Annotated in this window: 21 protein-coding genes; 8 read left to right on the top strand and 13 right to left on the bottom strand. The window is 58.2% G+C overall.

The annotated features are described in order from the left end of the window. Window positions 1–8: 8 nt before the first annotated feature. From NITLEN_RS09310 to NITLEN_RS09275, 8 genes are all read right to left on the bottom strand, one after another. Window positions 9–2261, bottom strand: coding sequence for a chemotaxis protein CheA (locus NITLEN_RS09310; protein ID WP_121989311.1), 2253 nt, complete (start codon window positions 2259–2261; stop codon window positions 9–11). Between the two features lie 59 nt (window positions 2262–2320). After that, window positions 2321–2620 (bottom strand): STAS domain-containing protein, encoded by a 300-nt coding sequence (locus NITLEN_RS09305; RefSeq protein WP_121989310.1) that lies wholly within the window; start codon window positions 2618–2620, stop codon window positions 2321–2323. Window positions 2621–2653: 33 nt separating this feature from the next. Continuing rightward, window positions 2654–3022: a response regulator gene (locus tag NITLEN_RS09300; protein ID WP_121989309.1), complete on the bottom strand. Its 369-nt coding sequence runs from the start codon at window positions 3020–3022 to the stop codon at window positions 2654–2656. Window positions 3023–3030: 8 nt separating this feature from the next. Next, window positions 3031–3762, bottom strand: a complete 732-nt coding sequence (locus NITLEN_RS18870; RefSeq protein ID WP_425464144.1) for a methyl-accepting chemotaxis protein — start codon at window positions 3760–3762, stop codon at window positions 3031–3033. Window positions 3763–4697: 935 nt separating this feature from the next. Beyond that, on the bottom strand, window positions 4698–5360 hold the full coding sequence (locus tag NITLEN_RS09290; protein ID WP_121989307.1) for a hypothetical protein: 663 nt from the start codon (window positions 5358–5360) through the stop codon (window positions 4698–4700). A 65-nt stretch (window positions 5361–5425) separates the two neighbouring features. Further along, window positions 5426–6061 (bottom strand): Maf family protein, encoded by a 636-nt coding sequence (locus tag NITLEN_RS09285; RefSeq protein ID WP_121989306.1) that lies wholly within the window; start codon window positions 6059–6061, stop codon window positions 5426–5428. Then, complete coding sequence (locus tag NITLEN_RS09280; protein ID WP_121989305.1) at window positions 6052–7236, bottom strand: tRNA dihydrouridine synthase; 1185 nt, start codon at window positions 7234–7236, stop codon at window positions 6052–6054. The genes NITLEN_RS09285 and NITLEN_RS09280 overlap by 10 nt, the downstream gene beginning before the upstream one ends. Continuing rightward, window positions 7233–8732: a multinuclear nonheme iron-dependent oxidase gene (locus NITLEN_RS09275; protein ID WP_181416752.1), complete on the bottom strand. Its 1500-nt coding sequence runs from the start codon at window positions 8730–8732 to the stop codon at window positions 7233–7235. The genes NITLEN_RS09280 and NITLEN_RS09275 overlap by 4 nt, the downstream gene beginning before the upstream one ends. A 242-nt stretch (window positions 8733–8974) precedes the next feature. Here NITLEN_RS09275 and NITLEN_RS09270 point away from each other — a divergent pair, with 242 nt between their 5' ends. The 4 genes from NITLEN_RS09270 (at window position 8975) to NITLEN_RS09255 (ending at window position 12486) form a co-directional block, all read left to right on the top strand. Further along, window positions 8975–9682, top strand: coding sequence for a CBS domain-containing protein (locus tag NITLEN_RS09270; RefSeq protein ID WP_181416751.1), 708 nt, complete (start codon window positions 8975–8977; stop codon window positions 9680–9682). Window positions 9683–9786: 104 nt separating this feature from the next. After that, the gene (locus NITLEN_RS09265; protein WP_121989302.1) at window positions 9787–10830 is read left to right on the top strand and encodes an LOG family protein; all 1044 of its coding nucleotides are present in this window, start codon (window positions 9787–9789) and stop codon (window positions 10828–10830) included. Between the two features lie 69 nt (window positions 10831–10899). After that, window positions 10900–11772, top strand: a complete 873-nt coding sequence (locus NITLEN_RS09260) for a DHHA1 domain-containing protein (protein ID WP_121989301.1) — start codon at window positions 10900–10902, stop codon at window positions 11770–11772. A 9-nt stretch (window positions 11773–11781) separates the two neighbouring features. Continuing rightward, window positions 11782–12486: a rhomboid family intramembrane serine protease gene (locus NITLEN_RS09255; protein WP_121989300.1), complete on the top strand. Its 705-nt coding sequence runs from the start codon at window positions 11782–11784 to the stop codon at window positions 12484–12486. Window positions 12487–12498: 12 nt separating this feature from the next. On the opposite strand, the gene NITLEN_RS09250 is transcribed toward NITLEN_RS09255, so the two are convergent. The 3 genes from NITLEN_RS09250 to purE all read right to left on the bottom strand — a co-directional run bounded on the left by NITLEN_RS09250 (window position 12499) and on the right by purE (window position 16325). Further along, window positions 12499–14346 carry an ATP-binding protein gene (locus NITLEN_RS09250; RefSeq protein WP_121989299.1) on the bottom strand — a complete coding sequence of 616 codons (1848 nt, stop codon included), beginning with the start codon at window positions 14344–14346 and terminating at the stop codon, window positions 12499–12501. A gap of 252 nt (window positions 14347–14598) precedes the next feature. After that, a complete protein-coding gene (locus NITLEN_RS09245; protein ID WP_121989298.1) occupies window positions 14599–15753 on the bottom strand; it encodes a 5-(carboxyamino)imidazole ribonucleotide synthase in 1155 nt (384 codons plus the stop codon). A gap of 2 nt (window positions 15754–15755) precedes the next feature. Continuing rightward, window positions 15756–16325 (bottom strand): 5-(carboxyamino)imidazole ribonucleotide mutase, encoded by a 570-nt coding sequence (purE, locus tag NITLEN_RS09240; RefSeq protein WP_121989297.1) that lies wholly within the window; start codon window positions 16323–16325, stop codon window positions 15756–15758. Window positions 16326–16541: 216 nt separating this feature from the next. Between purE and NITLEN_RS09235 the strand changes: the two genes are divergently transcribed. The 4 genes from NITLEN_RS09235 (at window position 16542) to NITLEN_RS09220 (ending at window position 22201) form a co-directional block, all read left to right on the top strand. Continuing rightward, window positions 16542–17978: an HlyD family secretion protein gene (locus NITLEN_RS09235; RefSeq protein ID WP_245924421.1), complete on the top strand. Its 1437-nt coding sequence runs from the start codon at window positions 16542–16544 to the stop codon at window positions 17976–17978. 121 nt (window positions 17979–18099) lie between these two features. Beyond that, window positions 18100–19581 (top strand): TolC family protein, encoded by a 1482-nt coding sequence (locus NITLEN_RS09230; RefSeq protein ID WP_121989295.1) that lies wholly within the window; start codon window positions 18100–18102, stop codon window positions 19579–19581. A 146-nt stretch (window positions 19582–19727) separates the two neighbouring features. Beyond that, window positions 19728–21395 carry an ATP-binding cassette domain-containing protein gene (locus tag NITLEN_RS09225; protein ID WP_121989294.1) on the top strand — a complete coding sequence of 556 codons (1668 nt, stop codon included), beginning with the start codon at window positions 19728–19730 and terminating at the stop codon, window positions 21393–21395. Window positions 21396–21409: 14 nt separating this feature from the next. Next, complete coding sequence (locus tag NITLEN_RS09220) at window positions 21410–22201, top strand: MCP four helix bundle domain-containing protein (RefSeq protein WP_181416750.1); 792 nt, start codon at window positions 21410–21412, stop codon at window positions 22199–22201. Here NITLEN_RS09220 and NITLEN_RS09215 read toward each other — a convergent pair. Both NITLEN_RS09215 and speB read right to left on the bottom strand, forming a co-directional pair. Next, window positions 22198–22899 (bottom strand): pseudouridine synthase, encoded by a 702-nt coding sequence (locus tag NITLEN_RS09215; protein WP_121989410.1) that lies wholly within the window; start codon window positions 22897–22899, stop codon window positions 22198–22200. The genes NITLEN_RS09220 and NITLEN_RS09215 overlap by 4 nt on opposite strands. A gap of 49 nt (window positions 22900–22948) precedes the next feature. Then, window positions 22949–23881, bottom strand: a complete 933-nt coding sequence (gene speB / locus NITLEN_RS09210) for an agmatinase (protein ID WP_181416749.1) — start codon at window positions 23879–23881, stop codon at window positions 22949–22951. Between the last annotated feature and the right edge of the window lie 62 nt (window positions 23882–23943).

The following is a 23943-nucleotide window of genomic DNA, read 5'->3' as shown; positions in this document are numbered from 1 at the left end:
TAAGACCTTCATGCCGCCTGTTCATACATCTCTTGCCTCGCCGCCTCGGAAACGCCCGCCCCGCCAGGGCTGTATCCGCTATGAGTCACCGCATAGATCAACGCCGGCACATCGAGAATCAGTGCGACGTCGCCGCTCCCGAGAATCGTAAACCCGCCGAACCCTTTGAGTTGCGCAAACAGCTGACCGAGCGGCTTGATGACGGTTTGAAACTCTCCCTGCAGTGAATCCACCACCAACCCGATCTTCTGCCCGCCGTACTGCACCACCACAATATTCTCGCGCAGCCCCGCTTCCCCGCCCAAGACAAACAGACTGCGGAGACGGATAAAGGGAAGCACCTGCCCGCGCAGGCTGATATGGCCTTCGCGCCCGGCAAGTTGTTTCTCGGCCTCGGGCATTTCCACGCATTCCAACACCATATCCAACGGAATCACGTAGCGGCTCTGCCCGACCCCGACGAGGAACCCGTCGATGATCGCCAAGGTCAGGGGTAGGCGAATTTGCACGGTGGTCCCCACCGTTTCCTTGCTGAGCAACTCCACCGTCCCTCGGAGCGCTTCGATATTCCGTTTGACGACGTCCATCCCCACGCCTCTTCCGGAGAGGTTGGATATCTGCTGCGCCGTCGAGAACCCCGCCGCGAAAATCAGGTTGTAGATCTCAGCCTCCGTCGGCACCTGGGTCTCTCCGATCAATCCGCGCTCTCGTGCTTTCTTCAGAATGCGCTCACGGTTCAAGCCGCCGCCGTCGTCCGTGACTTCGATGACGACGCTGCCCGAATCGTGATAGGCATTGAGCGTGATATGGGCCTTCGCGGGCTTGCCTCGCTCCAGCCGCAACTCGCGCGGTTCGATCCCGTGATCCATGGAGTTCCGGACCAGATGCATCAGCGGATCTCCGATGCGCTCCACGACCGACTTATCCAGCTCCGTCTCGCCGCCGGTGATCGTTAACTCGATGTCTTTCCCAAGCTCGAGGCTCACATCACGCACCACCCGTTGAAACCGTTGGAAGGTCGCGCCGATCTGCACCATCCGTAAGCCGAGTGCGTTGTTGCGGACTTCTTCCAATAAACGGCAGACGGTCGAGGTCGATTCGAGCACATCGCCCAACCCGGCCCGCTTCGCGAGCAACTGCGTGCCCGCTCCCGCAATCACCAGCTCTCCGACCAGGTTGATGAGCTGATCCAGCTTGTCCGCCTCGACACGAATGAACCGGGTTTCCTGTGACTTATGCTCTTTGACTTGCTGCTGCTTCTCTAGTGCGGCGTGCACCAGTCCCGGCGCGACCACGCCCTGCTGGATGAGAAGATCTCCCAACTGAGGGTTGCCGGGAGGAGGGGCCGCCTCCGTCGTCTGTGAAGGACCGCCGACGCTTTGCTGAGCCAGCGCCTGCTCCAATTCCGCCTTGGTCAGGGCTCCGCTCTTGATGAGGATTTCCCCCAGGCGCATGGAGTCTTCCGGCAGTGCCTGAATCAACTGCACGTACTCGGCATGCTTGCTGCGCGGAGAAAGGATGCGAATCTGGCAATCATCGCGCACAAACTCGAAGACGTTCTCGATCTGCGCCTTGTCCGCCTGACTGCGCAGCCTGATTTCAAATCCGAGGTAACAACTCTCGGGATCCATTTTGTCGACGGACGGAAGGGCGTCCGTGATCACCGTAAGATGCAGCACATCGCCCAGCGTGCCCAAGAACCGGAGAAACGACAGCGGATCCATGCCGTTCCTGAGCACCTCTGAGCCGAATCGCAGCGAGATATGCCAGGCAGAGTCGGCCGGATTCTGTTCAGAACGATCTCCCACCGAGGTCGCGGGTGCCGGAGCCGCCGGTGCGGTATGCACCGGAGCGAGCGCCGCCGCAGGCGTGACCCCAAGCTGGATATCCAATCGCGAGACCAATCCATCCCCTGTCTGCTTTGCGTCGGGAGTCAGCGGTTCACCGGTTGAGATGGCTTCGATCAGGGCGCGAATAAAATCGCAGCAGGTCAGCAAGAGCGCAACGCAATCCGCATCCAAGCTCAATTGTTTCCCGCGGATTCGGTCAAGAAGATTTTCCACTCGATGCGTGAACCGGACCACGTCGTCGAAACCGAAGAGCCCGGCCGAGCCCTTGATGGTATGGGCGGCTCGGAAAATGGCATCGATGTCCGCCCCCCCGTCAGGATTTGCTTCGAGCTGGAGCAGCTGTTCTTCCATGACATCGAGAAGCTCGCGGCTTTCTGCCAGAAATGTCTGTGCGGCTGAATCAAGATTCATAAGGCAATCCCTGTTGTGATTGTCCGACGTCTACCCTACGCAACGGCGTCGCCATGCTTCTAGAGACTCTCCAACGCTGGACTGAGAGAAAACTGCTGCAACGCTTCCTGCATGGCCGGACTCGGAGCGGACACCTGCATCCGCTTCCCGGCCGACCGCGCCTCACGCTTGGCCAGCAGGAGCAGCTGCAATCCGGCTGAATCCACTTCGGTCACGCTTGAACTGTCCACGTCCACCTCGGCATACCGGGCCAGCGATCCCAGCAAGCGCTCTTTGAGTTCGAGCGCCGAATAGATGGTCATCTCTCCGGCCACGTGCAACCGACAAACCGTTCCGGCAACTTCTTCTTGAACGTCCATGCGCCACTCCTGTTCTTCGGATCAGCCCGGCCCTTATGGAAGAATCAATTTGGACACCGCCTGCAACATCGCTTCCGGCTTGAAGGGCTTCACCACCCAGGCCTTGGCGCCGGCTTGCTGGCCTTCACTCTTTTTGGACTCTTGCGACTCCGTGGTCAGCATGATGATCGGCGTGAACTTGTAGTTCGCCAGTTTCTTCACTTCTTTGACGAACGTGATCCCGTCCATGTTCGGCATGTTCACATCGCTGATAATGAGGTGGACCTTCTGGCCCGTCAGCTTGGACAGGGCATCCTTGCCGTCACAGCCCTCAAGAACCTCGTAGCCGGCGCCCTTCAGCGCAATGCTCACCACCTGTCGCAACGAAGCCGAATCATCGACGACCAACACTGTCTTTGCCATAGTGCCCCCTAGAAGAAAGTGATCTCTGCGGCTTTCGCCTGAGCCGGTGCCCCACCACCATGAGCCGTCATTTCCTCTTCCATGGTGTAGGAACTCCGGAGTGCCCCTGCCACCTCCACGACGTCTTCCGATTGGAGCAGTCCATGTGGCGGAACCAACTTGCTGCAGAGCTGATCGATGTTCGTCTGCACATGCATCAACACTTGATTGACTCGGTCCTGGGACTGCAGCTGGACGAGCGCTTCGGACACCTCGAGCGAGATGCGCTCTGTCTCCTGCTGCAGCAGCCCCGTCGACTGCTCCAAGCCTTTGACCGCCGAGCCGAACTCATCGAGGACTTCTCGAATCTTCGCCATGGAAAATTCGAGCGCCCGCGTATCCCGCTCTGCGGACGATTCCACCATGGCCGTTGAACTCAGAATGGCCCGGTTGATCATTTCAACCTTGCTGTTGATCCGCTTGCCGTTTTCGCCCGCCCTCGTGGACAATTTGCGCACTTCGTCCGCCACCACAGCGAAACTGCGTCCGGCTTCCCCGGCGCGGGCGGACTCGATGGCGGCATTCAGCGCCAATAAATTCGTTTGGTCCGCGATCCCTTCGACCTCTGCCGCCATCTGCCTCAGCTCACGAATCACCTCCACCATCTTCCGTGTTTCATTCAGCAGGTGTTCTTTATCCTGACGCGCTTCACTGAGTGCCGTGACAATGGTATTGAGGCGCGCTTCCGTAGACGACAGCATGACGACAAGTCCATTCCTCCCCTGTTGATCTGCCGCCGCGCCCACAACCGTACGAGAGGACTCTACGGCGTCGTGCAACTTCTGGACGATCTCTGCAAATCGAACAGTCAGCCCGACGAACGCCTCTTCCATTTTTGTCCGGGAGGATTCGATCTGTTTCCCCCAAACCGCGATCACCTGGGAGGCCAGCTTCTGCATAATGGCGTTGACTTGATCGATCGCAGCATCCCGCGCCTGAAGCTCCTGCACCTCACGGTCCCGCAGCGCCGCCGCCACCATTCGATCGCGATCAACCGACAACTTCATCCCAGCCAAGAACCCAAGGCCAAGAAAGCCGGCGGCCGCCGCCACCGTACCCCAATGCCATTCGTGCTGCGCCATGAGCAGCGCAGATCCAAGGACACCGAGCCCAAAAGGAATGAGTCGATGGTGATTCACCGTTGCATTCATTGTGATTCCAAACACTCGAAGGTGAGTTGTTCAACAGCTATTGCAGCTACTTGCGCAACTGTTATCGGCCCACCAAGTCCAAACTTGATAGAGATACCAAACGAAAGTGACCCGAGCCTCACAAAGCCATGATCGACGCGACCGCGACCCTCTACATTCCGTTACTCTGTCAGATTTCGTCTGACATGCACGCCTGCCCCAAGGGCATGTCCGAACTCACAGGGGGGACGCTATGCGCGGGCAAATAGATTTGAGCGCGGCATTCGGATTGCTCATATATAACCAATCCAACGGCTCCCAGGGATGGGGAAGGCGGTCGCCCTTCACAGGGGATGAGTCAGCCTGACCAGACTATCTGTATGGATATACGCGAGGGGAAAGGGGAGAAGAGCAAACCGCTCACTCGGCTGCAGAAATGGATAGGTCAGAAACCAAGACCGGCCTTCACAGGGGATTCGAGAACGCGCAATCCCCTGAGGAAATCCTTATCGCACTTTGGAAAAGTCCGCGTCGAATTCGCTGGTCTTCCCGTCCGGGAAGAACACGATGATCTTCGTCTTCCCGTTCGGATCGAAACTATCGTAGGCGAACCGTGCGGTAAATCGCGATCGGAACGCGGGGCCCTGCCCATCGTTTTTACGGCCCTTTTCCGCAGGGCTCACATCAATGGCCTTGATATTCTTGTTCCCTTGCTGAAACGCAACCTGCGCGCCTTCGGCAAAGTATTCGTCGTCCCCGCAAAGTTGCACTTCCACTTCCATGTTCGGCATGTCGACGACTTTCTTGATGAACTCATCCGGCATGCGGATCTCTTTCTTCTGCTTCTTGGATTCCGCCGCTTCCTGGCGCCCGAAAGCTTCGAGCCGGAATCGCTTCGTACGGAGGATGGCGCTCGCACCGCAGGGATCTTTCTCAGGATCGGACCCGACCCGGGTGGCCAAGGACGCTTGCTGCAGGACCTTCTTGACGTCTTCAGGAGAATTGGCTTTGTCCATCGGAATACGGCCGGCTTCCAGAGCCTTCTGCGCGTCATCTACGGACAGCTTCACATCAATGGCTGACGCTGCCGGTGGTCCGACGAGCGACAGAATTCCCAAGAGACTCGCAATCGCCACCATTCCTTGACGCCGATGGGTACTGCTCTGCATAACCGCCTCCCTGAAGATAAAGCCAAGAAAAGAATGATGTATTGTAGGGGAAGCGCCGGGGCATTTCAATCGCGCGAAAACCGCGCCCAGTTTGGATAGGGCTTCGCCCGATAGAGGGCCTCGATATCGACGGGCACAGGGACGCCAGTATCGGCAAGTAAGGTCGCCACCTTACGCAACGGCAACCCGACGATGCCAAGAAAATCGCCGCAGATCGTCTCGATGAACTCCCCACCCATGCCCTGAATGGAATAGGCGCCGGCTTTCCCCATCGGCTCTTGAGTCGCCAGGTATCGCTCGATGGCGGCTTCGTCGTAGGCGTTCATCTGCACCGTGGCCGTCTCGATCGCGACGGCTTCATGATGAGGGGTCTGCCGACAGAGGGCCACCGCCGTATGGACAGAATGCGGCCGCCCCGCCAAGCTCGTCAGCATCGCACGCGCATCGGCCAGATCCACCGGCTTGCCCAGCATCTGTCCGTCCAGTTCAATTGCGGTATCGCTGCCGAGTACCAAAGCAGCCGATCGCGTAGTCGCAATGGACCGGGCCTTTTCACGCGCAAAATGCTCGACCTGTTGCCTCGGACTCCATCCCGGCTGAGGCACTTCTTCAAAATCTGGAGCAACAATCTCAAAGGGAAGACCGAGCAGCGCGAGGAGTTCGCGGCGGCGGGGAGAGGTCGAGGCGAGAATTAACTGCATCGCGAGACAAGGGCCTGGGTCTCATTCGACTGATCATCGCCGGACACGCCATCGGTGGCCGGACTATCAACGATCTGATTGGCCTGATAGCGGGCGATCATGGCCTCCACATCCTCCGCGGATGACACACGGAACATCTGGCCGCGCAACGCCGCCGCATGGGGGAAGCCTTTGCAATACCATCCCAAATGTTTCCGCATGCGATGAAATTGTCCCGGGCCGCAGGTCGCCTGAAACTGCCGCGCGTGGTCGAGCATCAGCGCGAAGCGCGCGGCAAGCTCTATCGGCAAGGTTTCGACGTGAGCGCCGGACGCGACCGCCTTCGCCAACGTCCGAGCCTGCTCCTTGGCGTGAAAAAACCACGGGGCTCCAAGCACGGCTCGTCCGACCAGGACTCCGTCCACCTGCGTGGAGTGGACACGGCTTACCACCTCACTGAGGCTTTGCACATCGCCGTTCCCCAATATCAAGATGCCGGTCCCTCGGGCTAACTCGACGGCCCTGGCAATCGCCGACCAATCCGCTTCGCCGCGGTACATTTGCTGGAGCGTGCGCCCGTGCAGCGTGATCGCCACAGGCTTTTCTTGAATCAGATGCGACACCCAGTCTTCTACAATCACGGAATCGTATCCCAGCCGAGTCTTCACTGACAGCGGCAGCTCGCGCCGCGGCACCGTGGCCGCCCCTTGACGCCCAACATTCATCGCCTGAATCGCCGCAATCCTGGCCGGCTTAAATCCGACCTGCTCCAACGTCTGCCCGTTCGCCCAATCCTGAATCGCACGACGCGTTGCCTGCATAATGGCATGGGCCACCTCAGGAGTCTTAATCAGGCCGGCCCCCGATCCGGATGAGGCGACGTTCTTCGACGGACACCCCATATTAATATCGATCCCGTCAAACCCTAACTCACAGGCCGCATGCGTGGCCTGGTAAAACAACGCCGGATCCTTGCCATACAACTGTGCGACGACCGGCCGTTCCAATTCACTATAGATCAGCGTGTTCAGCAAAAACTCCGGCCCCCGACACACATCATGCACGTGCGTGAACTCGGTAAAGGTCACATCCGGCAAGCCGTGCTGGGCAATCACTCGACGAAACGTCGCATCCGTCACTCCATCCATCGGAGAGAGGCCCATGATCGGACGCGGCAATGTCGACCAGAAACTCATCGGTGCACACCCGTCGACTGCGAAGACGCCTCGTTGGCAGCCTGATAGGCCAGGCGCAATTCAGTGGCTTCCCGTTGTACCAGCAGTGTCAGCTCCGAAGCGTTCTCACTGATAAACTCCACGAACCGATCGATCTTCACGTCAAAAAAATCATAGGACCGAGTCACCGGATGCGGCCGGTGAAACCAATAGGACACAAAACTGTCCGTGACGATTTGCCGACCAGCCAATTCCCGACAGGTTTCAGGGAACATCGCTTCGACATCGCCGCCCCAGTGGAGAATTTCATAGGGAAGGTACTTCGTTCGATACCAGTCAAGATCCTCGGCACAGGCCGTTGCCGCCATCCAATTCGGTCCGACCGGCTCGGCCCGGCCCGATACAATCTGCGCATACGCTTCATAGGCCTCAGCCAGAGACTCGGTCTTCGATACTACGCCGCTATCTGTCGAGAACCGTGCGTGGACCGGCAGGGAGGAAGATACACCGGCGACCGAACCTTGCAACACAGGTTGATCGAACACCTGTTTATATCGTTCTAAAAACCAGGCCAGTTCGTCTGCGATGAGACCGTTGGGCTTCGTATCGACTTCGAGCGCCATCCCACGCAATTGCTCCAACCGCCCGCACCGAAGAATCTGATCCAACATCTCGAACAACACCGAGGGAATCGGCGCGGCATGGGCATCCGTCCATCGCGGAAGCAGATTCGGGTCCGCACTCTTCGCGATACCCGCCTCGCCGACCAGAGACTCGTGAACGGCCAGCCCCGCGACATGAATCTCCACGACCCGCTCGACCGGAAACTCGCGCAGGAAGTCATCGACGAATTGCATGAGGGACTGAGTCCGCCAGGCTCCAGAATAGCGATAGACGGTCCATAGATGCCCGACATCCAACACCAGCCCACAGGCGGCTTGCTCGGTGACGCAACGAAAGTAGGCTGGAATCGAAAGGGTCCCGGCGACAAAAAATGTCAATGGCGGCATCTCCAGCAGAAAGAGCGGAGAGCCGCCGCCCGGCAGCGCAGCTGATTGATCAAAGATCGCCTGAACCATATTGATGTTCTTAGCCACAATGTCCGCGCTCGCGGTCGTGTACAACGGCGGGAGATAGGTCCCGAACGAATACCCGGCGATATGCTTCGTCGCACATTCATGATTCGACCAGGCGCTCCGAAGCAAAGAAAGGTTGGAAGCTAACATCCGCGCTTCTTCTTGAAACAACGGATCATTCCCAGCCCCCGGTTGCGTCACCCAGAGCCCTTCTCCATGATAGGGAAGTGGCAAATTCGTCTGATCACGAACCGCGGCCAGCGCACTGGAGGTCGCATGAAACACCTCCAAATACATCGGAAGGACTTGACGGCTGGTCAGATCGGCGAGCAAGCTATGAAGGTCTGGTGAATAGACATCCACCGACAGCCCAAGCCCGTGAACCGGGATCCGGTCCACTCGGCCTTGAAAATCATGACACACATCACGCGACAGGGTCATCCTCCCACCCTTCCACTCCGGCACCATCCCCAACATCAATCAGACTCAGTGTATGCCGATAAACTGTTGTCTGACAAGGCTTTGGCGGAGACAGGGAAACTCGCATTCGTCTGCTATACTTCCCATACACCGCTGCAGCCAGGATACGCACCGGTCACCCTGAACACCCTGGCGATGCGATGATACATCCAAACGATCAACAACCGAAAACGCCAAACCCCAAACTTACAGTGGTCGCACACATGATGACTCCAGGTGTCGTTCAAATTCCCGGTGACATTTCCGTGACCGAAGCGGCCACGCTCTTAGAGCGTGAACAAATGCCCTGCCTGCTGGTGAAAGACACGGAGCTGCACTTCGGCTTGATGACACCTGCAGACATTGTGAAAAAGGTGGTCGCGCTGGGCCTTGCCCCGGATGATATCGAAGTTCGAGCAATCATGTCTCACCCGGTGCACTTTATTGAATACGACCGCGCGGCGGATGAGGCCACGACTCTCATGATGTCTTCGGGCGCCCCCATTCTCATTGTCACCAAACAGGAACAGCCGGTCGGAGTGTTGACTGCGCGGGATCTCGTCTTATCCCCTAAACGCTGTCAGACTCGAGTCCCCGCGACGATTGGCGTCATGGATTCCCACTCACCCGGCGCGCAACACCAAGCCATCATCGTACAGCTCAGCCATGTCGGGGCCATGGTCCAGACCGCAACCCTTTTATTACCCGGCACGCGCGTCTTCCTCAGATTCACCCTTCCCGATCTCACCGCTCCTCTGACCGTGACTGGAACGATCCTCGAGGACTATGACCCGGTCTACGAATCCGGAAGAGCCGGAACGACGGGAAGCCCCAGTGTCGATGTGCAATTCACCGGGCTCTCTCCAGCCGATCAATCACGCATTAAGGCCTGGGTCCTTCAGAACTCGCCCAAATCAACCGATCTCGCCTAATCGTCGCGCATCTCACGATCTTCTTTGACCGCGAGAACCGCGACTGGTAGAATTTTTTCACTGACTCTTGTTCACTCGACCTAACGGTGCCTATGGACTCCCCTATGAAATCGACACAAAATCGACCGCGCACAATCCTTTCCAACGATGAGGTCCTGAACCAGGTTCGCGGCCTCCTGGATAGTCCTGAAGACGACCTTCATGCCACGCTGATGAGGGAACTGCTGACGGGAGTGCTGAAGTTCCATGACTCGCATCTCGACCTCTTGGATCTGAAAATCATTAACCGCGCAATCAAGGAACTCCGCCACGCGTTTGCCGTCTTTAACGGTTATCACGATCGGCGAAAAGTCAGCATCTTCGGCTCTGCGCGTACACCCTCCGATGATCCCAATTATCAGTTAGCCCATCGCTTCGCGGAACAAGTGGTGAAAGCCGGCTACATGGTGATCACCGGCGGCGCAGACGGCATCATGCGCGCCTCACAAGAAGGGGCCGGACGCGAGAACAGCTTTGGGGTCAACATCATGCTCCCGTTCGAGCAGGGCGCGAACGCTACGATTGCCAACGATCCCAAGCTGATCACCTTCAAATACTTCTTTACCCGCAAACTGATGTTCCAAAAAGAAGCCAACGCGATTGCTCTGTTCCCAGGCGGCTTCGGGACGCACGACGAAGGCTTCGAGATCCTGACGCTGGCGCAAACCGGCAAGAGCGACCCGCAACCGATTGTCTGCATCCAAGCCCCCGGATGCGATTACTGGGATGACTGGTCCGCCTTTATTGTGAAGCAACTCCTGAAGCGACGGCTGATCAATCAAGAAGATCTCAGCCTCTTCAAAGTCGTGAACTCAGCAGAGGCCGCCGTGGAGGAGATTTCAACGTTCTATCGCCGCTACCACTCCATTCGATTCGTCGGAAGATTGATGGCGATGCGGTTGAATTCTCCCATCTCAGCGGAACATCTCGAGCACATCCAGACTCAATTCAGCGACCTCCTCTCTGAAGGACGTTTTGAACTGCGTGCGGCCTTGGAAGAAGAACTGGACGAACCAGCCATCGTCAACCTGCCCCGACTGGTTTTTCCATCCAACCGCCGGAGCGCCGGACGGCTTCGACAACTCATCGACTATGTGAATAGTCTTTGACGATCACGCCCATTGCTGCAACCGCCCCTTTAGTCCACCCCCATACACATGGTATTGTGGCGAACTACTATGAGTGATTCGCCACGCAGCCGCCAGTTCAGCACCCCCCCAAGCACCGTCCTCTATCATGCCGACTGTGCGGATGGATTTGGCGCAGCCTGGGCCATCTGGACGCAATATCCGGCGGCTCGATTCATTCCCGTCAAGCATGGGAATCCACCTCCACCCGATATCAAGGATCAGCACGTCGTTATCGTCGATTTCAGCTATTCGCGACCGGTGCTCGAAGCGATGGCCGCTGAAACGAAAAACCTGCTGATCCTCGATCACCATATTACCGCCGAACAAGCCCTTGCCGACCTCCCCTACGCCTACTTTGACATGAAGAAGTCCGGCGCGGTCCTGGGATGGGAATGGGCGCACGGCACGTCGGCTCCGTGGCTACTGCAATATATCCAGGATAAAGACCTCTGGAATTGGGCGCTGCCGGGCAGCCGCGAAATCAACGCCGCCATTGCCTCCTATCCATTCGAGTTTGATCGATGGAACCGATTCACCCAACTCGAGTTGGAACAGGAAGGCCGCGCGATCCTTCGATATGAACAGGAGCTCGTCGGAAAGCTTGCCGCTCAGGCCGTGATGGTCGAGTTTCAAGGCGCCGTTATCCCAGCCGTACACAGCGCCATCCTCACCAGTCAAATCGGAGAGCGCCTTTCTCCGGACCATCCATTTTGCCTGATCTGGCACGACCGAGACAGCCGTCGATACTTCAGCATGCGATCACGTGAAGACGGCACCGATGTGGGAAGCATTGCGGCTTCTTTTGGCGGCGGGGGCCATACCCATGCGGCCGGGTTTTCCGTGCCTCTCAACGGCGATGGATCGCTTCCGTCAAACCCGGATCTACCTCGGCCTCTCATTGATCGTCGTCGAACGCCTTAGCGGGCTCCCATGCTCCCCCTGCGCGACGATAACCCGACTGAGCGCCCCCCGATCGTGACGAGTGCCATCATTGCAGTCTGCGTGATGGTATTTGCCTACCAGTTCACGCTTCCTGACAAGCTCGGCGAAGCATTTGCTTTTCAGTATGGGGCCATACCTGCCGTCATTTTTAACCATGCGGCGCTCCCAAACGACATTGTCTCTATTCCGGCCACACTGACCCTGATCACGAGCATGTTTCTCCATGGCGGCTGGATGCATTTGCTCGGCAACATGCTCTATCTCTGGATCTTCGGCAACAATATCGAAGATGCGATGGGTCATCTTAAGTTTGCGGTCTTCTATGTGCTCTGCGGAGTCCTGGCAGCCCTCAGTCACGCATTCACCGACCCGTCCTCTCAAATCCCCATGGTCGGCGCCAGTGGCGCCATTTCCGCAATTCTAGGAGCCTATCTCCTGCTCTATCCCAAAGCCCGCGTACTGGTGCTGATCCCACCTCCCTTCTTTGGAACCACCTCGGTACCGGCCGTCATCGTCTTGGGCTTGTGGTTCTTGGGACAGCTGTACAGCGGAGGAATGTCACTGGGGTCACGCGGCGGAGGGATCGCGTTCTTCGCTCACATTGGAGGATTCGTGGCAGGCATGGCCTTGGTAGGAATCTTCAAACAACGGGATGTGCCCTTCTTCTCCCCAGACCACTCCGGACGGTACTGATGGCCCTGAGCGTTAGGCAGCATCGAGCATCTCTCTGACTTTCTCCACCAATCCGACTTGCCGATAGGGGTGCTGCAGCACCCATCGTCGATTGATCCGATGATGCGCAATCGTCTCATCGTCATAGCTCGACACAAACAGCGCTTTCATCGCGGGGTGATGGTTGAGGAGCCGGCGAGCCAATTCCCGACCACCGATCTCGGTCATGACCAAAGGACTCACCGTTAAATGCACAACACCTTGGTACCGCTGGGTCAGCATCAATGCTTCAACGGAAGACGCGGCCTCCAGCACGCGGTACTTGTGCCGGACCAGCGTCGAGCCGACCAGCTTGCGCCGAATCTCATCTTCCTCAACCAGTAGAATCGTCTCGTCTCCCTTCGCCTGCGTCGACTTGGGAACCGGTTCCTCATGCGCCGTGACAGCTCGTGCGCCTGGCAGCCAGACTCGAACCACTGTCCCTTGCCCGGGCCGGCTATCCACCTCGACCATTCCCCCGTTTTGTTTGACAATCCCGTACACCGCCGTCAGTCCGAGTCCGATATTGGTTTCTTTCGTCGAAAAAAACGGTTCAAACATCCGCGCCTGCGTATCCAGATTCATTCCCGTTCCGGTGTCGCTGATCTGCACCAACACATCATGAGCCGGCTTCTTACCAATCCCGCTGGCATGAGTAGCGCCCGGCAGGCCTGCCCCCGAGCGAGCCTCAATCACGAGTTGTCCGCCGTTTGGCATGGCATCCCGCGCATTGACCACCAGCTGGAGCAGAACCTTTTCCAGCCCCTCACGATCGACCTCCGCATAAATCGGGGATTCGTCTTGATGAATCGCGAGATCAATCTGCCCCGGGAGTACGCTCTTGATCGCGCCCTGAAGATCCGCCAAAACCGTCTGTACCGAAAGCACCTGTCGGACCTGCCCCTCCTCCAAATTGAGCGCGATCAGTTGGGCCGTCAATGCGGCGGCTTTCTCACCGGTTGTAAAGATCTCGTCCGTTGCCACTCGCAGAGGATCGTTGGACGGCAACTGGGCCAGCAGCACCCCGGTCTGCTTCCCAATCACCACAAACAACTCGCCGAACTCCTTGGCAATCCCAGCCGCCATCCGTCCGACAGCCTCCATCTTCTGCGCCTCGCGCAAGCGCCGTTCTAACCCTTGTCGCACAGCCAGTCCCTGCTGCAACTTGTCCTGGGACTGCGTCAGGTCCTTATTCAATCCAGCAATGCGGGCTTCCAACTGCACCTTGCTCACTGCCAATTGCTCTTCGGTACGCTTCAATGATTCGATGTCTTTCAACAACGTCGACTTCTCTTCTTGGACAACGGTCACGGTTTCCAGCGCCAACCCATAAAATACCGCCATCACCAGAAGTACCGGTACGCCAAGTAAATGGCCGACCGCAACGGTTTCACTGAGGACAATACCCTCATACAACAGTGCGGCATACCCGACGCAAAGGAAAAGACACAGCCCCATCCTATGACTCAGACGCCGCACTGAGGCCGCCACCAGCATCACGATAAAGTATGCGGTATAGAGATCCGGGCGCGCGTTCCCTGACAGATAGATCGTCCCCGTTACCAAAACAGTATCAACCGCCACAAGCGCGCCATTGACCCAAGCTAACTCAAACCAGACACTCGGCAACAAAACGAGCATGCTCACGAATGCCCACATTCCAACGATCATCCCGTCGCTGTGCACACGGCTGATGACCGACTCCGTTCCGAAAAGCAGCTCATAGGATAGGATCACGCTCACCAGGCATTGCAGGAGAATCAGCCGTGAGCGGGGATGCGTAAGGAATTGGTGAAAGCGATTGTTGGTTGGAGGTACAGCTGATGCCGCCGCTGTATTCATAGGATAGCCCTCGTGGTGATAGACCACGCATAAGGGCAGCAACTTCTGTACCCTATCGAGGGATCAGAATCTGCCGATTGGCATGGTAATCCAGCGGTCTTTCCGTGAATCAGCACGAAGAGTGAACCGTACGATCCTTACAAAATCGAACGGCTGTCTGGAAATTCACAGGAGGGTCTATCGATTGTGCCCCATTGGTGAGGCATCCATACACGTGCGGGATCTGGCAATACCGATTCTTTTCGCCCTTACTTACACAGCCAGCAACTTCATACACTGGCTGGCGCGGCCCGCCGCTTCGTCGCCCGACTCTGCAAGGAAGGTGACATGCCCCATTTTTCGGCCTGGCCTGACCCTGTGCTTCCCATACAGATGGAGCGTGGCCCCAGGAATGGCCAAGAGGTCTCCACAACCAGTAGAACTCGCGACCTTCTCAACGTCATGACCGATCAGATTCACCATAACGGCAGGACTCAACAATCTGACTTCTCCGAGCGGCATTCCACACAAGGCCCGCACTTGCTGCTCGAATTGTGACACGGTACACGCATCCAACGTGTAGTGTCCGGAATTATGCGGACGCGGCGCGATTTCGTTGATCAACAGACGATCCCCGTGAAGCTGGAACAACTCGACACAAAACACCCCGATACCGCCAAGCGCTTCCACGGCACGAAGCGCCACATCCTTCGCCTGCGTGGCCACCTCGGAGGAGATCACCGCCGGCGCCACCGTCATTCGAAGAATCCCGGCCTCATGCCGGTTTTCAACGACCGGATACAGGCGGTGCTCTCCATTTGCACCCCGAACGACCAGCACCGATAGCTCCCGCACATAATCCACCATGGACTCGACAATCCACCGCGCACCGGTCGGTACCATTGTCCGAAGTGCCGCCTCCGCCTCCGCGATGTCCGCCGGCTGCCTGATAGGCCACTGACCCTTCCCGTCGTACCCCGCGGTAGCCGTTTTGCAGATCACGGCACACCCGAAGGCATGCACGGCGCCGGCAAGCTGAGCAGGATTCGTCACTACCGAAAACGACGGAACAGGAAGTCCCTGTGCCTGCAAAAATTGTTTTTGATCGATTCGGTCTTGGATGACTCGCAGAACGGCAGCAGACGGACGGACGGGGCAGATCTGGCTCAACTGCTCACAGAGCGATGCCGGCACATTTTCCCATTCGAACGTGACGGCAGACACCAGTCGGCTGAAGTCCTGGTAGGCAGCAGGATCTGAAAACGCGGCCGAGAAAGACCGGCTCGCGAAACCATGCGCCGGCGCATCGGGATCCGGATCCCAGACGGCGACATGATACCCAAGCTGCAGCGCCGCACGGGTGAACATCGCACCGAGCTGCCCGCCGCCCAATACTCCAAGAGTCGCACCGGGTCCGAGGGGCTGCATGGTCACGGCCGCAGACTCGTCCCATCCGCCTGGAGACTCCCCACGCTAGTTCCCTGAGCCTCCGGAGAATTGAGGACACTATCCGTTTGAGCCGTGCGGAACGCCTTCACACGATCAGCAATCCAGGAATACCGGCCCGCCAGAATTTGGGCAGCCAACAAGGCGGCATTTTCCGCCCCCCCGATGGCAACCGTCGCCACAGGAATGCCTTTCGGCATCTGAACGATCGACAGCAACGAATCCAGGCCTCGAAGGTTTTCCGTGGGAATGGGAACACCGATAACGGGCAGATGGGTCTTGGCGGCCAGCATGCCCGGAAGATGGGCCGCCCCGCCGGCGCCTGCAATGATGACCTCGATGCCGCGTCCCGGTGCGGTCTCGGCATATTCAAACAGCCGGTCCGGTGTCCGATGAGCGGACACGACTAAGAGTTCATAGGGAATTTCAAACTCCGAGAGCAGCGCGCCGGCTTTCTCCAGAATCGGAAAATCGGATTTGCTGCCCCCGAGAATTCCGATGAGCGGACCGTGCGCCTTACTTACCCGGCGAGAAGATCGTCCTGTTCCAGCCATACCAGCGCACTCCTTCCTTCATTCCACAGCCACCACAGCCTGAAAAACAGAGCGCCACCTTAGCGATTCTGCGGGAACGGGTCAAGGTGAACCCGCTCACCATACGCAGCTCCACGTATGCCGGTTCTGCGCTTCAAATTGACCTCCGCCCAATGTTTCTCTTATGATGGGCGGTGTCCGATTTCTACACTGCCGTCGCCTGAGGAGATCACCGTCGTGGCTCGCCTTGTGTCAGGTCTGAAACACAAAGTCCGCTCGCTCATCACGAGGGACAGCGGCCTGAGCGAGATTGCGATCGATGATCTGGCCACATCCAGCAAGCTCCAGTCATGGGAAGCGGTACAGATCCCGGAACGCTTGAAGTTTTCTTCCCGGCTGGCCATTACGCTCGTTGTCCTGTTCCTCCTCATCATTGCCTTTGTGCCTTGGACACAGACGATCACCGTCACGGGTCAACTCTCCGCCTATTCGCCCTATGAACGTCCGCAAGATATTGAAGCCCAGATCACGGGACGGATCCAAAAATGGCACGTCTTCGAAGGCGTCCGCGTCAAACAAGGGGACCTGATTGTGGAGTTGGAGGATTACGATCCGAACTTCATGGCCCCGGATCTCTTATCCTTCCTCGACCAACGCAAAAAAGCGCTCGAACAAACCCGCCAAGCCGCCATGGCGCGAGCGGACCAACTCGACAAACGCATCAAGGAAATGCAGAACCTGGTCAAAGCCGCCATTCCCTCGGCTCAGGCCCGCGTCGTCGAAGCCGAGAATAAAGTGCGCGAGGCCTACCAGAAAGTGGAATCCGCCAAGATTGCCGTCACGACCGCAACCTTAAATGTTGACCGTCACAAACAACTGGCCGAACAGGGCCTGGTGTCTCAACGGGAATTGGAGTTGACCATCCAATCCTCGATCGTCAGCAAGGCCGATTTCGAAGGGGCGCAGGCCAATCTGAGAGCAGCCGAGCAATCGATGAAAGCCATCGGCTTTGGACGAGAGCAGGTCAGCGCCGAGGTATTGCAACGATTACTGGACGCTGAAGCGGCGTGGGATGCCTCCGTCGGCGAGGCTGCCAAAGCGGCGGATCAATTGGCTGACGTCTCGCTCCGCATGTCGAATGCGACTCAACGGCGAAACGCCAGCAAAGTTCTGGCTCCCATCGATGGGACGGTCGTCAAGATGGTACAAGCGGGCGCCGGTGAAACGGTTCGCCAGGGCGACAAGATCGTTCGTATCTCGCCGAGCAGCATCGACAAAGCCATTGAAATGACCGCGGACGGCATCGATGCTCCGTTGCTCAACGTCGGGCGGAAAGTCAAAATTCTCTTTTACGGCATTCCGGCTATTCCGCTTCCCGCCTGGCCCGACGCCATGTACGGCACCTATGCCGGTGTGATCAAAGTGATCGACCAAGTAGACGACGGCAAGGGGAATTTCCGTTTCTGGGTGGTGCCGGACCCCGAAGATCGGATGTGGCCCGAGCAGAATCACGTGCGGCAAGGCACCAAAGTCATGGGCTGGGTCATCCTCAATCGTGTTCCGCTCTGGTATGAACTCTGGCGGCGCTTTAACCTCTTCCCGCCTGATTACCAAGAGCGTCCGCCAAGCCTCATCGATACGCTCTTACCGAAAGCGGGACGAGGTGCGAAGTAACCGCTCCCACCAGTATCGGTTTCTCGCTGGTTCACTTCTCCACCGCATGTCCGGTCGTGCCCTGCGCCCACGAGTCGACGGGCGGCAACGTGCTCATCTCCAGGAGAGCAAAGGAGTAGCCATGATATTCTTACGGTTCGGCCTCGTGCTTGGGGCACTCGTTCTGTCTGCGGCAGCGGTTCCGTTCAGCGCCGCCGCAGCCGAGGGAGACGCGGCAAAAGGGCTCCCCGCAATTCCCTTGAGCCTGGATGAAATCCACGCCTGGATCGATCGTTCACACCCGTTGCTCAAAGGAGCCGGGACTGAGAAAGTGATGGCACGCGGCCGAATGCTCAAAGCCCTTGGAGCCTTTGAGCCCATCTTCGTCAATGACACCGAAATCGAACGGTTCGTCTCAAAGGATAAGTTCGGCACCCAATCGGTGGGCTTCAACGACACCCTCATCGAAGCCCGGAATCCGATGGGATTTCGGTACAGCGCAGGGGTTCGCCAAGCCATCGGCGATGCCAAGATTCCTGACCTTTCTTTTGGAAACGGAAACCAGCAGGTCCTGTTAGGAGGGTTCTTTCCCCTCCTGAAAGGCTTGATGATCAATCCTGAGAATGCCGAACTGCAGCGGTCGGAGCTGGCCGATCCCCGAGCGGATATCCGTATTGCACAGACCCGGCAGGACTTGTTCCTCGCCGCAGCCACACAGTTCTGGGATTGGGTCGCCGCCGTCCGCTATGTCGAAGTTCAGCGCAAAGCCCTCAAAGTGGCAGAGGATCGGTTTAAGCAGGTGGACGGGCGGGCGAAGGCCGGAGCCGTTGCGCCGTTAGACGTCGTCGAAGCCAACCAGGAGGTCCAGCGCCGTCGAGAAATCTCCATTGCCGCGCAACGCCAGGTGGAGCAGGAACAGTTCAAACTCTCGATGTTCCTGTGGGAGAACAACGTCCCCTCGCTTCCCGCCCTCGACCGAGTCCCGGACTTCCCGGCGCAAATGCTTTCTCCGACACCTGACGCCGTGAAGGCCCATAAAGTCCAAGCGAAAGCCGAGCGGCCTGAAATTAGAGAAATCGGAATCGAAGCGAAAATGAACGATATCGACCTGGAGCTCGCCAAAAACAACTTACTCCCGAGCCTGGACGCCGAAGCGGCCCCGGCCCGCGCCCCGGAGAAATTCGTACTCGGCCTCGGATACCGCTTTGGGCTTGAACTCAGAATCCCCATTCTCCAGCGCCGAAGCCGCGGCGAAGTGCTTGAGGCTCAGGGCAAAGCAGACCGCTTTGTCATGGTCCAAAAGTTCCGTGAGCAGCAAGTGGTCGTCGATGTCGATAACGCCCTCTCGGCGATCGAGCGAGCCAAGGAGCGAATGGAAGCAGCCGTGCAGTCCTTGAAGCTCGCGAGAACGCTTGAAGAGGGCGAACGATTCCGGTTTGGCCTCGGCGCAACCAGCGTGCTGTTTGTCAATCTCCGCGAGCGCAATTCCGTGGACTCCGAAGCGCAGGTCATTCGGGCCAAAGCCGACTACCAGAAAGCCCAGGCCCTCTATCAATGGGCCATTGGCGCCTGGGCCAAAAGCAGTCCGAGTGTGGTTCCAGTCAGTTACCGGTCTCGCGACTAAGTCCATGTAAACGTGGAATTTACAGCCGATATTTGCTAGGGTGGCCCTAGCAACGTGGATTCGGCACCGTCACGACGGCGAGTGTCCTCGCGACGAGCCCCCCTCCGCACCGCCCCTCGGCGATTTAGAGTAAGGACCTGATAGACATGGCCGAAGGCCATTCGGATACGCAGCCGAACCTCTTCCAGGCTATGCTGGGACACCTGGGGCTCCTCTTCAGCCTTGAGAAGAAAGTCCTCGGGCTGATCTTCTCCTATTCACTGGCCATCGGTCTGTTCTCGCTGATTGTGCCGTTGACGGTTCAGGAGCTCGTCAACACCTTCGCCTTCGCGATTCAGCCCATCACCATCGTGACTCTCGCCGTCGTCATGGCCTTGGCCTTGGCCTTTGTCGGCGTCTTCAAAACACTCCAATATTATGCCGTCGAAGTACTGGAGCGCCGGGTGTACGCGCGCATCACCCTCGCCATGACGCAGCAGCTGCCGCTCATGCAATATCAGAAGTTCAAGCCGCGCTACGCCAACTACTTTCTTGAAACGGTGTTGATGCAACGCGCGCTCTCCGTGTTGCTTGTCGACATGATCAATGTGGTCGTCGGCGGCGCCGTGGGAATGTCGATCCTCGTCTTCTACCACCCGTATTTCCTGCTGTACGACGTATTGCTGCTCACGGGGTTCAATGTGGTGTTTTTCCTCCTGTCGCATGGCGGCCTTCGAACGACCATTGAAGTCTCCCATGCCAAATACGAGACGCTGCACTGGATACAGGAAATTTCCTACAACTTGCTGCATTTCAAGGCGACCGATAGTCAGCCCCTGCTCATGCACAAATCCGATATGTTGGTCGACAACTACGTTGCGACCAGACGCGCGCGTTTTGCCGTTCTCGCGCGGCAATACCTGGGCGCCGTCGGCTGGCAGGCAATCGCCCACAGCAGTCTGATCGCCACCGCCGGGTGGCTCCTCTCGATCGGTCAATTGACGATCGGACAGCTGGTCGCGGCCGAGGTGGTTGTCGCAGGACTCCTCAATAGTTTCGAGGCCGTCGTCAAGCGGATGGGCCATGTCTATTACTTCCTGACCGCCGTGACAGAACTCGACCAGTTTTTTTCGCTGCCCAAAGACCAGGAGTCCACAACGCTGTCCGTTCCGTTACCGGATCCCACCATCCACGGAATTCGCCTGACTTGCAAGGATCTGGCGGTTGCGCATCCTGGCACCGCGCCCATCTTCTCGAACTTCGACCTGGAGGTCATGCCGGGTGAAAAAGTCGGCATCTATGCCAGCACGACTACCGCAAAAACCGCCTTGGCCCGCGTCCTCGCTGGGCTGAGCGCGCCGACTCATGGCGTCCTCCGCTACAACGGAGTGGATCTCCGGCATCTGGATCGAACGACCGTCAATCGCTGCCGCGGATTTATGCTCGACTCTCAACTCACCCTGTTCGAAGGCACCATCGAAGAGAACATCGTGTTAGGCCGGTCCTATGTGCCGTACAGCGATGTCCGCTGGGCGCTTCGCTTCACCGAGCTGGAAGACGAGATCGATGCCTTACCGCAAGGCATTAAGTCTCACGTACGCACACCCGGCAGAGTGTTGGGCCCGACTCACATTGCGCGAATCCTGCTCGCGCGCGCCATCCTCGCCAGGCCGCAGATTCTCATTTTTGACGGCATCATTCACAACCTGCACCCGACGATGCGGGAGACGATTCTCCGTCGCCTCTGTTCGAAAGATGAGCCCTGGTCAGTGGTGTTCGTCTCCAACGATCCCACACTGACGTCCCACGTCGACCGTCGGATCATCATCGATTAACCAAGGACACCGCTGTGGGACTGCTCAATCGCCTCTCCATTCCAAAGCCGACCGGCCCCCAGCTTCTGATCAGCGCCCTCATTGCCGGGATCGGCTGGTATAGCGGACAGACCCTGAGCCAAGTCGACCAAGACCTGCGCATCATGTATACGGAGTACACACTCGGGGCGACCGACCTCGCGCACATTTCGGCCGACACGATGCGCTACCGCAATACGATTATTCGAGCCTTGGAAGCCCACAGTCAAACGGACTTCGAACGCATCACGGAATCGCTTCCCGTTCAGCGGGCGAAGATTCAACACGCCATCGACCGGTACGCGGCGGCAGGTCTGCGCGTCTCCCGCAGCGGACGGAGCGAGCCCGAAGACATTGAGTCCGTTCGGCGCAGCCTCGATCAATATTTTTCCGTCGCGAGCACGACAGTTCAGCTCCTGACTCAGGAGTGGACGGCGACCTCTCCCGCCGAGCGCGAATCCCTGCGCAGAAAAGCGGAAGAGCATGCCTCCGACAATGCCGGCCCTAAAATGATTCAGGTAAGCCTGTCGCTCGATCACTTGCTGGATACCGTCGCCGATGTGGCAAAAGATATGCGCGATGAGGGAACGAAAACGATCAAAGCCAGCAGCATGACATTGGTGGGTGGGAGTTTCTTTATCGCGTTGCTCAACCTATTCCTGGGCACACGCAGAAAACCGGTCGACGACGATATTGACGCGGCCGACGATCTCCCTTCTGACACGACGGATCGTGAACCTATCGGGGGGCCACCCGCTTCGCCCGTCGTCTCAAGCGATGTCCGCTAGGTTGGCATCCGCCCAACCGCCCGAAGCAGTTCAGCCCATTCGTCGGCCGAGAGTGCTTTCCAACTCCCCACTCCCAATCCGGCGATTCCAATGTGCATGATTCTGACGCGGTGCAACCCGGTCACCCGATAGCCCAGCGCCTGACACATCCGTCTGATCTGGCGATTGCGCCCCTCCGTCAAGATGATGCGGAACCGGTTCGGCCGCACGCGCTCCATGCGGCACGGCCGCGTCTTACTGCCGAGAATCACAACGCCCTCCGCCATGTGCGCAAGGAACGCCTCATCGAACGGCCGCTCAACATCCACGACGTATTCCCGTTCATGGCCAAACTCTACGCGCAGAATGTCGTTGACGATATTTCCGTCGTTGGTGAGCAAGATCAGGCCGGATGAATCTTTATCCAGCCGTCCGATGGGGAAAATCCGTTCGGGATGGCCGATTTCTGCGATAATATTCCGAGGCACGTGCGACTCGCTCGTCGTCGTGACTCCGACCGGCTTGTGATACTTGATGTAAATGAAGGCGTGACCCCATGGGATCACTGCCCCGTCGCAAGCGACGACATCCGTTCGACGCACGCGATCGCCCAGCGTCGCGACGACTCCATTGATCGTCACTCGGCCCGCGTCGACGCGCTGGTCCGCCTCACGCCTGGAACAAATGCCATGCTCGGTAAAAAATTTATTGATGCGGATGGGAGAGGCAGGCGCGGGCTGACTGTCGCGCAGCATCGTGGCGAACGCCTTAATGAACCCGGCGGCCGGCTTTGATCCGGCCGAGCATGCGATAGATTAGACGGGCAATCGCAAATTGCGGCGCCACGAACCCTTCGATCGGAGCAATCTCACTAATATCCATCCCGACAATCCCCGGCCCGTTAGCCAAGGCTGTGACCAGATGCAGAGTATCGTACCAGCCGAGGCCGCCCGGTTCCGGCGTACCCAGGGCAGGGATAATAGCGCTGTCCAGCCCGTCGCAATCGAACGTCAGATACACCGGCCCGGTGCAGGCCGCCACCACCTCCGGCACCCACCGCGCCGCCCGCCCCTCGTACGGACCTGACGGATCGAGAATCGTGGCGGCAAAGAATGTCGAGATGCTCTTGGTTGTCTTGATCCGTTGGATTTCTTCCGGACAGATCGACCGGATCCCAACTTGCACGAGGCGATGCCCGTCATCCACGACTCGGGCCATGACACTCGCGTGGCTGAACGGATTGCCTCCATAGGCCTGGCGTAAATCGCCATGCGCGTCGATCTGCACCACGCATAAATCGGGGTAGCGTTTCGCATGGGCCCGGATTGCCCCGAGCGCGCCGGTATGCTCGCCGGTGAGGGTGACGAGAAACCGTCCGGTCCCGACATGCGGGGCGACAAATGACTGAATCGCATCGACCGCCTGCCCGTCCACGCGCCCTTGCAGATCGAGCGTGGTCGCGGTCGCAATGCCGCCCCACTCACGGAACGGCTCACACCCGAGCTGCTCATCGTAAAACTCCACCTGAGCGGATGCCTCTAAAATAGCGGAGGGGCCGCGGTCTGATCCGAGAATATAGCTGGAGGTATGTTCGTATGGAGCCGGCAGGACATAGACGCCGGCCCGGTCAGGATGGCACCAGGGCTCATCAATCCCCAGGAAGTTGTGGTCAGGGCCTTCCCACCCAGCAGGCAGTGTCATTGCTGTTCTTCCGCCACAAACGCCGGCATGCAGTGCCTGACCCTGGGCAATCCGCGCACGCC

Source organism: Nitrospira lenta (genome assembly GCF_900403705.1).
In the GTDB taxonomy this organism is placed as follows: domain Bacteria; phylum Nitrospirota; class Nitrospiria; order Nitrospirales; family Nitrospiraceae; genus Nitrospira_D; species Nitrospira_D lenta.
Note: the sequence above shows the minus strand (reverse complement) of the source record. Positions and strands in the feature narration are given on the sequence as shown.

Bases quoted from the DNA above. Each gene is read 5' to 3' on its own strand.
- NITLEN_RS09255 (WP_121989300.1), top strand. From the start codon at position 11,782: ATGCTCCCCCTGCGCGACGATAACCCGACTGAGCGCCCCCCGATCGTG.
- NITLEN_RS09305 (WP_121989310.1), bottom strand. From the start codon at position 2,620: ATGGACGTTCAAGAAGAAGTTGCCGGAACGGTTTGTCGGTTGCACGTG.
- purE (WP_121989297.1), bottom strand. From the start codon at position 16,325: ATGGCTGGAACAGGACGATCTTCTCGCCGGGTAAGTAAGGCGCACGGT.
- NITLEN_RS09225 (WP_121989294.1), top strand. From the start codon at position 19,728: ATGGCCGAAGGCCATTCGGATACGCAGCCGAACCTCTTCCAGGCTATG.
- NITLEN_RS09310 (WP_121989311.1), bottom strand. From the start codon at position 2,261: ATGAATCTTGATTCAGCCGCACAGACATTTCTGGCAGAAAGCCGCGAG.
- NITLEN_RS09270 (WP_181416751.1), top strand. From the start codon at position 8,975: ATGATGACTCCAGGTGTCGTTCAAATTCCCGGTGACATTTCCGTGACC.
- NITLEN_RS09230 (WP_121989295.1), top strand. From the start codon at position 18,100: ATGATATTCTTACGGTTCGGCCTCGTGCTTGGGGCACTCGTTCTGTCT.
- NITLEN_RS09250 (WP_121989299.1), bottom strand. From the start codon at position 14,346: ATGAATACAGCGGCGGCATCAGCTGTACCTCCAACCAACAATCGCTTT.
- NITLEN_RS09260 (WP_121989301.1), top strand. From the start codon at position 10,900: ATGAGTGATTCGCCACGCAGCCGCCAGTTCAGCACCCCCCCAAGCACC.
- NITLEN_RS09275 (WP_181416752.1), bottom strand. From the start codon at position 8,732: ATGACCCTGTCGCGTGATGTGTGTCATGATTTTCAAGGCCGAGTGGAC.
- NITLEN_RS09265 (WP_121989302.1), top strand. From the start codon at position 9,787: ATGAAATCGACACAAAATCGACCGCGCACAATCCTTTCCAACGATGAG.
- speB (WP_181416749.1), bottom strand. From the start codon at position 23,881: ATGACACTGCCTGCTGGGTGGGAAGGCCCTGACCACAACTTCCTGGGG.
- NITLEN_RS18870 (WP_425464144.1), bottom strand. From the start codon at position 3,762: ATGCTGTCGTCTACGGAAGCGCGCCTCAATACCATTGTCACGGCACTC.
- NITLEN_RS09300 (WP_121989309.1), bottom strand. From the start codon at position 3,022: ATGGCAAAGACAGTGTTGGTCGTCGATGATTCGGCTTCGTTGCGACAG.
- NITLEN_RS09285 (WP_121989306.1), bottom strand. From the start codon at position 6,061: ATGCAGTTAATTCTCGCCTCGACCTCTCCCCGCCGCCGCGAACTCCTC.
- NITLEN_RS09245 (WP_121989298.1), bottom strand. From the start codon at position 15,753: ATGCAGCCCCTCGGACCCGGTGCGACTCTTGGAGTATTGGGCGGCGGG.
- NITLEN_RS09290 (WP_121989307.1), bottom strand. From the start codon at position 5,360: ATGCAGAGCAGTACCCATCGGCGTCAAGGAATGGTGGCGATTGCGAGT.
- NITLEN_RS09280 (WP_121989305.1), bottom strand. From the start codon at position 7,236: ATGAGTTTCTGGTCGACATTGCCGCGTCCGATCATGGGCCTCTCTCCG.